Origin of the sequence: Paenibacillus sp. DS2015 (genome assembly GCF_050433705.1) — a bacterium.
Taxonomy (GTDB): domain Bacteria; phylum Bacillota; class Bacilli; order Paenibacillales; family Paenibacillaceae; genus Paenibacillus_AQ.
Window position 1 is genome coordinate 120364 of record NZ_JBNPWS010000004.1, and the last position, 12505, is coordinate 132868.

General features: G+C 40.7%; 11 protein-coding genes. All 11 read right to left on the bottom strand.

What is annotated here, in order from left to right; genetic code table 11:
• Positions 1-329 precede the first annotated feature (329 nt).
• The 11 genes from glnA to J2T13_RS05655 all read right to left on the bottom strand — a co-directional run bounded on the left by glnA (position 330) and on the right by J2T13_RS05655 (position 12236).
• Positions 330-1754 (bottom strand): type I glutamate--ammonia ligase, encoded by a 1425-nt coding sequence (gene glnA, locus J2T13_RS05605; protein WP_429369152.1) that lies wholly within the window; start codon positions 1752-1754, stop codon positions 330-332.
• Between the two features lie 265 nt (positions 1755-2019).
• Positions 2020-3078 carry a 3-deoxy-7-phosphoheptulonate synthase gene (aroF, locus tag J2T13_RS05610; protein ID WP_429369154.1) on the bottom strand — a complete coding sequence of 353 codons (1059 nt, stop codon included), beginning with the start codon at positions 3076-3078 and terminating at the stop codon, positions 2020-2022.
• Between the two features lie 223 nt (positions 3079-3301).
• A complete protein-coding gene (locus tag J2T13_RS05615; protein WP_429369156.1) occupies positions 3302-4261 on the bottom strand; it encodes a 4-hydroxy-3-methylbut-2-enyl diphosphate reductase in 960 nt (319 codons plus the stop codon).
• Between the two features lie 43 nt (positions 4262-4304).
• Positions 4305-5780, bottom strand: a complete 1476-nt coding sequence (locus J2T13_RS05620) for a sensor histidine kinase (protein WP_429369158.1) — start codon at positions 5778-5780, stop codon at positions 4305-4307.
• Positions 5781-5782: 2 nt separating this feature from the next.
• The gene (locus J2T13_RS05625) at positions 5783-6472 is read right to left on the bottom strand and encodes a response regulator transcription factor (RefSeq protein WP_429369160.1); all 690 of its coding nucleotides are present in this window, start codon (positions 6470-6472) and stop codon (positions 5783-5785) included.
• 155 nt (positions 6473-6627) lie between these two features.
• On the bottom strand, positions 6628-8268 hold the full coding sequence (locus J2T13_RS05630) for a S1C family serine protease (RefSeq protein ID WP_429369162.1): 1641 nt from the start codon (positions 8266-8268) through the stop codon (positions 6628-6630).
• Between the two features lie 220 nt (positions 8269-8488).
• Positions 8489-9139, bottom strand: a complete 651-nt coding sequence (locus J2T13_RS05635; protein WP_429369164.1) for a response regulator — start codon at positions 9137-9139, stop codon at positions 8489-8491.
• On the bottom strand, positions 9140-10198 hold the full coding sequence (locus J2T13_RS05640; RefSeq protein ID WP_429369166.1) for a sensor histidine kinase: 1059 nt from the start codon (positions 10196-10198) through the stop codon (positions 9140-9142). It lies immediately after the preceding gene.
• 4 nt (positions 10199-10202) lie between these two features.
• On the bottom strand, positions 10203-11177 hold the full coding sequence (liaF, locus tag J2T13_RS05645) for a cell wall-active antibiotics response protein LiaF (RefSeq protein WP_429369168.1): 975 nt from the start codon (positions 11175-11177) through the stop codon (positions 10203-10205).
• Between the two features lie 206 nt (positions 11178-11383).
• The gene (locus J2T13_RS05650; RefSeq protein ID WP_429369170.1) at positions 11384-11569 is read right to left on the bottom strand and encodes a hypothetical protein; all 186 of its coding nucleotides are present in this window, start codon (positions 11567-11569) and stop codon (positions 11384-11386) included.
• Positions 11570-11687: 118 nt separating this feature from the next.
• Entirely contained in the window at positions 11688-12236 is a 549-nt protein-coding gene (locus J2T13_RS05655; RefSeq protein WP_429369442.1) for a 3D domain-containing protein, read from the bottom strand.
• Positions 12237-12505: the final 269 nt, after the last annotated feature.

A 12505-nucleotide genomic window follows, 5' to 3' on the forward strand; every position in this document is an offset into this window, starting at 1 on the left:
CCTATCTCTTATTCTCTAAATATGATATCGCTATGATAGCAGTAATACTCAAGGTCATCAAGTAGGTTATGCACGATCTTACATCTAACGGGACATTTAATTTATTTATAGGCCTGCTATGTTTTATTTATCGGACTAAAGCGACACCGTGCGAAAAGGGTACTTGCCCAGAAAAAGCGGCTTCGCCATCCTTAGAGGAACATTTACCGTTTCAGGTAAAACTATTTATAAAGAATAGTCGAACTTAACCTTTTCATATATTCAAACAAAATCCCTCGGGTATAAATAACCCGAAGGACTTGTTGAATAATACATTTCTAAATATTGGATTAACAATCGAAATAAAGACCATATTCATGTGGATGAACACGAATTGCTACTGATTTAGCTTCAGTGCGTTTCAGAGAAACGAAGTTGTCGATGAAGGATTTAGTGAACACTTCACCTTCAGTAAGGAATTCGTAGTCTGCTTCCAATGCATCTAATGCTTCCTCCAAGGAAGCAGGAACACTACGGATTTTGGATTTCTCATCTTCCGATAATTCATAGATGTTAGTGTCCATAGGTCCATATCCAAGCTCAATTGGATCAATCTTTCTCTTGATACCATCTAGACCAGCCATTAGCATAGCTGAGAATGCCAGATACGGGTTAGCCGTGGAGTCAGGAGTACGGAATTCAACACGACAACCCTTAGGCGTTACAGCAGCCACTGGGATGCGTATCGCTGCCGAACGATTTCCTTTGGAGTACACCAGATTTACTGGCGCTTCGTATCCAGGAACCAAACGTTTGAATGAGTTTGTAGATGGATTAGTTAACGCGATTAATGCAGGAGCATGGTATAGAATACCACCGATATAATGTAACGCCATCTCACTCATGTTCGCATAGCCACCTTTTTCATAGAAAAGAGGTGTATCGCCATTAAAGATGGATTGGTGAACGTGCATTCCGCTTCCGTTATCTCCAAAAATCGGTTTTGGCATAAAGGTCGCTACTTTTCCATATTGGCGTGCCGTGTTATGCACAATATATTTATATTTAAGAAGATTATCAGCTGTCTTCTTCAAGGTATCGAAACGGAAGTTAATTTCAGCTTGACCTGCAGTTGCTACTTCATGGTGATGACGCTCAATACGTAGTCCTGCTTCTTCAAGCAAGCGACACATTTCGCTACGGATGTCTTGTTGTTTGTCTATAGGAGCAACTGGTACGTATCCTCCCTTAACGCCAACCTTGAAACCAAGATTGCCTCCTTCTTCCTTGCGATTCGTATTCCATGCCGCTTCTTCAGAATCTACAAAGTAAGAAGAACTGTTCATACCACTTTCATAACGCACATCGTCAAAAATAAAGAATTCGGATTCTGGAGCAAAAAATGCTGTTGTGCCTACGCCACTTTTTTGCAGAAACTCTTCTGCTTTATCAGCGATACTACGTGGGTCACGCTCATAACGTTCGCCATCTGGCGTATGAATGTTACACATAATATTTAAAGTTGGGTGTGCAGTGAAAGCATCGATGAATATGGACTCTGGATCTGGCATCATTACCATATCTGATTCTTCGATACCTCGAAATCCAGCAATAGAAGAACCGTCAAACGCTACTCCGTTCACAAACGTTTCTTCATCAACTTCGGAAGATGGTAAACTAATATGATGAGCACGTCCTGCTAAATCTACGAAACGAAAGTCAACCCACTCAATATTATTATCCTGGATACTTTTCAATACATTTTCAACTGACATGTCTTTTCCTCCCAATTTCCGAACATTAACTTATATTCATCATGCGAATGTTCATGAACATTTATTTTCTGTCGTCATTATAAAACGCAAAATTTTCAGCGTCAATATCTATGTAAGGTATTTCTTTCGATTGTGTGAGATAACCTGACATTGTATTCCGAGAGACTTTGTCCTTATTCAACACAAAGAGCCCACAATCCCTGATTTTTTCAGAGGTGGACTCCTTAACGGATATTCATATTATTTTATTTAGCACTTTAAGTGATTAATTTCTAATTACGAATACTTCTGCCGCTGCCTTCTCCGTGTTGAATGTTCTACCAACAATCGGAGCTAATTTCTCGATATCCTTCAATAAGGCTGCAAATTGATCTGGGAACAGCGACTGCACGCCATCTCCTGTCATCGAATTGTCTGGATCAGTATGCATTTCAATAATCATACCATCAGCACCAGCTGCAATGGATGCCTTAGCCATAGGTTCTACCAGCTCTCTGCGTCCCGTACCGTGACTTGGATCAGAGATTACAGGTAAATGACTGAGTTGTTGCAGAACTGGAATAGCAGCTAAATCTAGCGTGTTACGCGTGTATGACTCGAATGTACGGATGCCTCGTTCGCATAGCATAACATCGGGGTTCCCACCCGCAAGGATATACTCAGCTGCATTCAGTAATTCATCATATGTCGCACTGAATCCTCTCTTAAGTAGCACAGGTCTCCCACACGTTCCGAGTTTACGAAGCAAATCAAAGTTTTGCATATTCCGAGTTCCAATTTGCAAGATGTCAGCATATTCAGAACATACATCCACATATTCCGGTGTCATAACCTCTGTTATCGTTAATAAACCATGTTTCTTTCCTGCTTCTGCCATCATAATTAAACCTTCTACACCCACACCCTGGAAACTATATGGCCCTGTACGCGGCTTAAATGCTCCACCACGAAGAACTTGACCACCAGCAGCTTTAACTAATCGAGCTATTTCATCAATCTGTTCAGGAGATTCTACGGCACAAGGACCGCCCATAATAACGATCTCGTCACCACCAATTTGTACATCCTTTATATTAATAACGGTATTCTCGGGATGGAAATCACGGCTAGCCAATTTATAGGATTTAGAAATCTTAACTACATTATCCACACCATTCATTTGACGAAGGTGCTCCGCAAGTTTGGGAGTTACAGTACCAATTAACCCAACAACTGTACGATCTGCGCCACGAGATACATGTACTTGTAACCCTTCTTGTTCAATGACCTTTACAATTTCCTGAACTTGCTCATCTGATGTAGCATTAGACATAATTACGATCATTTTTATTCCGTCCCTTCGAATATGAGTTATATGATAGAAATACTTCTCCACTTAAACGCTTGTTCGCTTTTATGCTTTTATGCTTTTAATCGCTAAAGCAAATATACCGCATACAGCTATTCTCCGTCAAGCATAAATCCTCTATCCGCGCACATAAACAATGAAAAGACAGGCTTATGTTCAATCTAAGTCTGCCTTTTCATTTCTAACCTATTTATTCTGGTTACGACGTAGAGGTACTACTTTTCACTTTCACCGATGGAAGCAGCTTTTTCATATTCACAGTCCGCTTAATCTCCCATGTTTCTGGATTCGCTGCATCATATTGCTCAAGATACGTAATGACTTCCTTCGTAATAGGTGTCGGAGTAGATGCACCTGAAGTTACAGCTACTCTGCTAATCCCTTGTAGCCAAGCCTGATCGATTTCAGTTACATCTCCCACACGATAAGCCTTGACGTTAGCAATTTCTTCTGACACTTGCGCAAGTCGGTTGGAGTTATTGCTCCGAGGATCTCCGACAACAATGACTAGTTGCGCTTGACCTGCTTGTTCAGCTACCGCTTCTTGTCTGACTTGAGTAGCCATACAGATCTCATTATGAACTTCTGCTGTAGGGAATTTCAGTAGCAGTTTCTTCATGATATGCTTAATATCCCATTGGCTCATCGTCGTCTGATTGGTAATCACAATACGCGTTGTATTGAGAACAAGATCATGGATTTCCTCTTCCTTCTCAATGAGATGAACATGCCCAGGGGCAACACCAAGTGCACCCTCAGGTTCTGGGTGGTCTTTTTTACCAATATAAATAATCTCATACCCGTCGCTAACCTTTTCATCTATAAGGACATGCGTCTTCGTCACATCAGGACAAGTTGCATCTACAGTCGTTAATCCTTTGTCACGGGCAATCTTACGAACCTCTGGTGATACGCCATGAGCGGTAAAAATAACCGTACCCTTATCCACTTGGTCCAGAATATCCAGACGATTAGAGCCATCTAATGTAATAATGCCATCATCTTCAAAAGAATTCGTTACATGAGCGTTATGCACGATCATACCCAATATATATATAGGCCGAGGAAGATCTAGATTCTGAGCCGCTTGGCGAGCAAGCACCATCGCATCTACGACTCCATAACAGTATCCCCGAGGAGAAATTTTAAGAACCTCCACAAGTCTCACCCTCTTTTCTTTTTACTTTCCCACCTATTATAGCTTATTCAAGGGGAGCATGAAAGATTGTTGGTAACCAAATGATGAATGTCGTCCCTTCACCTAAGCGAGTTACGACTTCAACTGATCCTCCCATCTCATCTATAATCCATTTAGCAATAGATAAACCTAAGCCGATCCCTTCCGTCACACCTCTTGATTGATCTGCACGATAGAAACGTTCGAATATAAGCGGAACATCATTCTTATCCATTCCAATCCCTGTATCAGATATACGAATTCCAACTTGATCCTGATAACGGAATGCATCTAAGAGGACATGACCTTCAGGCGTATATTTAAATGCATTCTCAATGAAAATAAACAACATTTGCTGTAAATAATCTTTATTCCCATAGACATACAATCCGTTCAAGGTAGATAGATCTCCTGTTATCCATTCTGCATCATGAGGTAGGAATTGAGCACGACGAGAAACTTCTTCAACCAATACCTCGAGCGGAACAGGTTCCTTTTCAAAGGTATGGCCCGTATCTGCTCTTGCTAATGAGAGCATATCACTTACCAGTCGACTCATTCGCTTCGCCTCATCCGCAATATCGCCAACCGCTTCAATTGACATTGCCTTTAATGCCGCTTCATCTAGATTCGAACGATCTTCTGGTTCCTTACTCCACATTCTCTGTAATAAATCCACATTGCCACGAATCGTAGTTAACGGGGTTCTCAATTCATGTGATGCATCCGATACGAAACGGCGCTGCGCTGCATAGGAGTCTTCTAATTCCTTGTAGAATCCATCCATTCGTTCCAGCATATTGTTGACAGTTCCAATCAACTGACCAATCTCATCTTCGGGTCCATCATACTCGATCCGAACACTAAGATCCGCCCCCTTCTGAATCTGATTAGCAGCTTCTATCACTTTGCCAATCGGTCGCATAGATTTCCGAGCCAGAAACAACCCTAAGGTAGATGCAAAAATAATCATAATCAAAGAACCAAGGATCAGTATATTTTGTAGTCGATTAAGTAAAACTTGCTCCGGTCCAGTAAATGCAGCTACTTGAAGAAGTCCAATCATTTGTCCATTCTGAGGACCATTCTGAGCAAATATTGGCTGCTGATACAATATAAATGAATAATTTTCAATTTGAATATGACTTAATTCACCTACTGTAATCTTACTTTCCAGCGATGGAACAGGTATTTGCATACCCATTCGTTTTAGATTATCATCAGATATAATCTCACCATTCGTATAGTTATAAACTTGTATAAAAGTCTGGGTGTCCTGAAAATTACTTGGAGATTTAAATAAAAAGTTATATGTTCCATCATTTAAATTTATAACCGTTGACTGACTTCGTATAATCTGTATAATCTGCCGATTAATTTTCTTCTCAACTTCTGAGTAAGTATAATAGTGTATTACGCCATAAATGACACAGCCGAATACAATCAATGTAACGGCTAGAATGGCTGTATACCAAGCGGTCAGCCGTAATCGAATGGACATACTTAATTGTCACCTCTCAGGATATATCCTGCCCCACGAATAGTCTGAATAAGCCGACTTCTACCATTATCCTCCATCTTCTGGCGAAGCATGGCGATATAGACTTCAAGTACATTCGATTCACCACTATAATCATATCCCCATATTTTATCCATAATTAAATCGCGAGATAACACACGCTTCGGATTCTGCATGAATAAATTTAGAAGTTCAAATTCCTTAGCCGTCAGTTCTACTCGCTCCCCTGAACGTAACACTTCCCTTGCATCCATATCAAGAATGATATCTGCATAGGTAAGCTTATTGTCTCCAGCTTCATTCTGTTCAGGCTTACGTCTTAATAAAGCTCTTACACGGGCTAACATTTCTTCTAACGCAAATGGCTTGACCAAATAATCATCAGCTCCGAGATCTAATCCTTTCACTCTATGCTCCACTTCATCCTTCGCTGTAAGCATCAGAATGGGTATCTTGCTTCCACCTTCTCGCATACGTCGGCATACTTCAAAGCCATCTACTACGGGCATCATGACATCCAGCACAACGAGATCAGGTTCTCCTTCAAGAATAACGTTAAGACCTTCTGCCCCATTACTTGCTGTTACCACATCGTATCCCTCAAAAGCAAGTCCTCTGCGAAGCATGGATATAATTTTCTCATCATCATCAATAATTAGAATAGTCGAACGCATGAGTCTTAGCCCCTTTATTAACATCTGTTTATAACATGATCAAGTTTCTCTCTATCTATATTCTACGTTATGATACAGCAATAGCGAAAGGAGAGAACCCTTCCGCTATTGCTATTAAAGATTCAGGATATTTGTCTGCTATTATTCTTTTGTAACTATTGTTTTTTAGTTGTAGTTGTATCGAAGTCATTCTTATTTCCAATCGTCACCGAAAGATCGATTTCTTTGCCATCCCGAACAATATTGAGAGTAATCTTTGTTCCCACTTCTTTCGTCTGAATGAACTCGATAAGATCCGGACTCGTAGGATATTTCGTACCGTTGATACCCACAATGATATCATACGGACGAAGATCTGCAACGTACGCTGGGGATTTATAGATCACTTCGGAAACGAAGGAACCTTCTTTCACCGTTGATCCCATTTGGTTAGCAACCTCATCCGTCATAGTCATCAAAGAGGCACCAATGAAGGGTACAGGTGTTTTAGGGATTTCTTGGTTGCTCTCAAGCTTATCTACAACTTCTGAAACCACACTTGTAGGAATCGCGAATCCAATACCTTGTGCATCTGCGCTCACTGCGACATTAATTCCAATAACTTGCCCGCGAAGATTTAACAATGGCCCACCCGAATTACCTGGATTTATTGATGCATCGGTCTGAAGTAAATGTTCATATTTACGAGTTCCACTACCATCTTCTTCGTTGATATCGATACTGCGCTCCATTGCACTAAGTACACCCGCTGTAACCGTATGATCAAATCCTTGTGGATTACCAATAGCCACAACAGGCTCACCGACTTTAGCACTATTAGAATCTCCCAAAGGGACAATTGGGAAATCGGATCCTTCAATCTTCAGTACAGCTAAATCCAGTTCCTTACTTGATCCTAAGAGCTTAGCTTCATAGGGTTTATTATTGCCCTCCAATGTAACTTGAATCACATCAGCACCATCAACAACGTGTTGATTCGTTAGAATGTAACCCTCTTTATCGTAGATAAAGCCTGAACCTATACCATAAGGAACCAATTGATCCGTAGATCCACTTCCAGACTTTGCAGAGGAATCCTCATCTTCATTGTTATTCCCACTACTTCCACTACCGAATTGATCTCCGAAGAAATATGAGAACGGGTCCGTGGAATTCGGATTAGTCTGTTGTCCACTTCTGCTACTACTAGATTTAACTAACGTTGCGATCTTAACAACCGCTGGACTAGCTTCTTGAACTACTGTAGATACATCGGTTGGCTTCGATAGCGGAAGCGATGTAGTAACAGCTGTCGAAGGAGCTACATCGTTTACAGCCTGCTCCTGCGTTGAAACCGATACTGACTCTCTATCACCAGTAAACATATTCGTATAATCTGCTGTAAACATCAGACCACTGATGACCAACATTCCGGCTAGAAAGGAAATTGCGATACTCTTGAAAGAGCTCTTTGGACGTTTACTATACTGCCAATTCCCATTACCACCCGATCCGTTATTGCCGTTATTGCCGTTATTCATTTCCTTAGACTGCTCACCACTTGTTGGTCGGTATGAATTTATGGAAGGCAAAGGTCTCACTGGCTGTGGTGTAGTAATCTCAACATCGTCATCATACCTACGTTGGTATGGATCCACTTCGTTATTCAGTCCATTGTCTTTGCCAATGGACTGAAAAGGCCCATAAGAATAATAATATGAAGAACCCGATTCAGAAGATTCCTGGTGTTTGTTCATTTCCTGTTCCAACTCTTCATTCGAATGTCCGGATCTGTTATTGTCTTTATGATCATTCATATATAAACCTCCTATACCCTGACCTCACATTATGGAGGAGGGATATTATTTAACTGTTCTTATCATGTACTATAAACCTTAATAGCACATTAAAAACAATTTAAAGGTAGATAAAACATATGAAATAATTTGACTATATAGAATCCTCTAAAGATGATGCCCACCACTTGATTTTTTTAGAATCTTTATAACTAGTTCCAACTAAGATTATGTATAGTAACTAAGCCCATCCTTTACGATGGGCAAATATAGCAAGCTGCGTTCGATCTTCGAGCTCACATTTCATAAGCAAATTACTGACGTGTGTTTTAACCGTCTTGATGCTTATATGCAATTCTTCTCCGATATCCTTATTATTTTTCCCTTCAGCAATCAGCAATAAAACTTCCTTCTCTCGTTCAGTTAGACCTGATGAATCCTTCTGCACCATACGCTGCCGTATTCCGCGTGTTAAAGCTTGGGAGATATCACCTGTCATGACTGGCATTCCTCTATAGGCACCTTTCAATGCATAGATTAACTCATCCGCCGACACTGTTTTCAGTACATAACTTACAGCACCTGCATCAATGGCATCGACTACAAGATCATCTTCAAGAAAACTGGTTAGAATCACAATTTTAATATTTGGATGCTCCGCTAGAACCGCTCTTGTCGTATCTGCGCCATTCATGACTGGCATCATCAAATCCATTAATATTAAATCTGGGGGACCCTCAGGAACACCATCCCGTAGCATTTCAATCACTGCCTGACCGTGACTTGCTTCACCAATTACCTCAAACGTTGGTTCCAGCATTAAATACGTTTTGAGACCCATTCGTACCATGTCATGATCATCCACAAGCAACACTTTAATCTTATTCTCCATCTATACCTCCACCTCACCTGAATGATTATCATGTTCATTGTCTCTTTGGTTAAACTTTGGAATATGTACGCGGATTGTTGTTCCTGCGCCCTTCTTACTTATAATTTCAACTTGACCGCCGAGTTTCTCTGCCCGTTCGCGCATCGTTAACAAACCATAGGATCCCTGTTTATGTGATTTTCCGTCAAAACCCTGCCCATCATCACTAATGCTAAGTACCACCTGATGGGTTCCCTCACGTAATGACATACTCACCAATACTGCATGTGCATGTTTCACTATATTCGCCATGGCTTCCTGTATAATGAGAAAAAGCTGATGCTCAATCGCCTCCGAGATGTCCCCCTGCAACTCAAGCTCATTCACACCCTTAAGCCCATTTTGCCGACAGTAATCAGGAAACCACTTTTCTATTGCCTGTGAAAGACTTTTCCCCTCCAGTTCGACAGGGCGAAGCTGAGCGATAAGGGCGCGCATTTGTTTTTGGGCCATATGTGACATTTCAATTAATTGCTTTAGCACCTCTTTACCCTGCTCTTCATTCTTGACCAACACTTTAGGCAAGGCCGAAGCTGACATGTGAATGGCAAAAAGTTGCTGACTCACCGTATCATGTAAATCACGGGCCATACGACGCCGCTCTTCTAGAACGGCATTCTCTGATGCTTTCTCTTGCTCCATCACTTCCTGTTCACCCATGCGCTGAAGCAACTTCATTTTCTTCTCCATGGCTTCCATCATCATATTAAACTCATGGTATACGCGAGCAAAAGATTGATCCTCCACCACCGGCATCCGAACTGACAAGTTACCTTTAGCAACCTGTAGCATATTAAGATCGAGCAAATCTATCCCTCTCTGAATCCGTTGCCCTGCCATATAACCAATTACCACTATGAAAATAACGATACCCAAGGAGTAAAATAACCACATACGACTATCCTTTATCTCAATATACCCCATGTAGTTGCCCATATATATGACACCTGACGTCACGACACCACTTAATAAAAAATAGAATAGAAGCACCCATTTTGTACTTTTAAATATAGTCACCATCCGCTTAACCTACCTTGGTCACTTTGATATCGCCAATAAACGCACTCACATTAATGATGACTTTCTTCTGAGCATCTCTAAAAAAAGGCGTTGAAGATTGGATTGAGCTTATAAATCCGCTCCGCGATTCCGATAGAACAGCCATATCTCCGATAAAAGAACTGGAGTTCACTTTCACTCCTAAATCCATATCTTCAGGTATATACACTTTTATGTCACCGATGAACGCAGAGATATTAATTCTTGTCTTCCCATATGGAATTTGAGCATTCGTAAGATCAATCACTGTATCCCCAATAAATTGTGATACATTCGTTGGTTTAAGCTCGAAGTAATCTCGGCCCATATGCACATCCCCGATAAAAGTAGACTTATTCACTCTCTCACCATGTTTAGATCCTTTATTCTTTTCACGATTATAATGCTGATGCTCTTCTTCGTCTGCTTCTCGCTCACGACGATTATGTTCCTTAGCTTCTTGTGCCCGCTCCTTCTTCTCATCTGCAAAAGAAATACCGAACTTCTCTTCAAATTGTTGATCAAGTGTCGATTCAGTTGGTGTTTCAGGTAACTCCGATGGATTGGGTGGAAATAAATCCGGTTTGATCGGTTGCTCTACATGCTTACTCCCCTTAGGATGCCGTGGTTTTATAATCACATAAATACCACATATAATTAACACAGCAGGGACTAAAGATCTGAAAAAATCACCTGGGGATACCCCAATCCAGCCTAATGAACGTGATTGAAAATACACCCCTACGATGATCATGATAAAGGATCCTAGAAAGGAACCTTTTTCACTATGTGAAGTTACAAGATTCTTGAACCCTATATATATTAAAATAAGTGGCCAATAGGTGGAGATTAGTCCTCCAATACTTACATCGATTATATCCATTTGTTGAAGTAGAAATAGTAACCCAATACCGATCAATATCGCTCCGCCAAATATACGATCGAACCACGATTTTTTCATCATCATATCCCCTTATCTTTATCATTGACTAAATTGTACATCAGATTCTGCTATTTCAATAGCGGCGGAGGAATGATCCTGTTCTCGGTCTTGAGACTGATACGCATGGATAATAATTACATAAAATTCACACAAATAAAAAAGAGTATCCCCTAACCAACTTCTTGGCTTTGGGGATACTCCCTTCAATACTCTATAAACCTTTATTAAGAATTAGATTTCTCATTCGGAGTTTTGTAGTTATCCTGAACTTTGTTTGGTTTCTGGATTTTTGGAGTTGCAGCACCATTATCTTCACCAAACTCAGCGTTGAACTTTTCATCAGGAGTTTTGTAATTGTCTTGTACTTTCTTTGGGGCCTGGTTTTGATTCTGATTTTGATTGTTAGCCATGAGATCCACCTCCTCTTCAACTGGATATACTGACATACATAAATGGGCTAATGAAGTTATCCCAGTCCGTAGTATGCGATATTGTCAGTTTATTATGCAGAAGGCGACAAAATAATTATCATATGGCTTCTTCCAACACGAAAGCCGGTAACGATTTATAGGTTTGAATAGCTTTACCTAATGTGGCCAACATTTCTTCCGTACATTTTCCACTTCCGCGCTTAATAATAAGCACTTCCACATCTTTCTTGCCCCACTCCTTGTAGACCTGCTTAACAGAATCGAAATACAGATCTATCTTTCTTCCTTTAATAGCAGAACCCGTATCTGCAACAATACCATAGCCATATCCAGGAATATATAGAACACTCCCAAGAGGAAATACTTTGGGATCAGCTGCAATTGTGGATAAGGTATTTTTGTCCCGCTTCACTTTTACACCTGAATAGGTGATTCCATATTGAGGATGACTTGGCCTTTTACCGGTAGATTCGTATCCTGCACTGTATCCTGTAGCAGATACTTTAACGACATCAATGACTTGCTCTGCGCGTGGAGCCGACACCGCTATAGATGGTGATGGTTTTTTGGGTGATGGTTTCTTTGCTGTTGGTTTCTTCGTTACTGGGTTCTTAGGTGCAAGTTTCTGAAGTGATGGGTCAGCCACAAGTACCTTATTACTAATCGTATATACGCTAGCCGTTAAGTAAGCGTTAGCCCATGAGAATGCAGTAGCCCATGAGTAAATGTAATTGCTATCATTATTCTTCATATATGAATCTTCATGGAGTCCTTCACTGAACATGAATGCATGTGTCTTACTTCCCCCTGCAAGCACACTTAACAATCCAACACATAACAAAATCCTCTGCCATGATTTTACCTGGTTCATAAGAAAATCTCCCCCTTACTAGCGAGGTTTCCCATAACTTCAGA

Excerpts from the sequence above, each read along its gene's own strand:
- J2T13_RS05620 (WP_429369158.1), bottom strand. The coding sequence starts at position 5,780 with ATGTCCATTCGATTACGGCTGACCGCTTGGTATACAGCCATTCTAGCC.
- J2T13_RS05630 (WP_429369162.1), bottom strand. The coding sequence starts at position 8,268 with ATGAATGATCATAAAGACAATAACAGATCCGGACATTCGAATGAAGAG.
- liaF (WP_429369168.1), bottom strand. The coding sequence starts at position 11,177 with ATGAAAAAATCGTGGTTCGATCGTATATTTGGCGGAGCGATATTGATC.
- J2T13_RS05640 (WP_429369166.1), bottom strand. The coding sequence starts at position 10,198 with ATGGTGACTATATTTAAAAGTACAAAATGGGTGCTTCTATTCTATTTT.
- J2T13_RS05650 (WP_429369170.1), bottom strand. The coding sequence starts at position 11,569 with ATGGCTAACAATCAAAATCAGAATCAAAACCAGGCCCCAAAGAAAGTA.
- J2T13_RS05625 (WP_429369160.1), bottom strand. The coding sequence starts at position 6,472 with ATGCGTTCGACTATTCTAATTATTGATGATGATGAGAAAATTATATCC.
- J2T13_RS05635 (WP_429369164.1), bottom strand. The coding sequence starts at position 9,139 with ATGGAGAATAAGATTAAAGTGTTGCTTGTGGATGATCATGACATGGTA.
- glnA (WP_429369152.1), bottom strand. The coding sequence starts at position 1,754 with ATGTCAGTTGAAAATGTATTGAAAAGTATCCAGGATAATAATATTGAG.
- aroF (WP_429369154.1), bottom strand. The coding sequence starts at position 3,078 with ATGATCGTAATTATGTCTAATGCTACATCAGATGAGCAAGTTCAGGAA.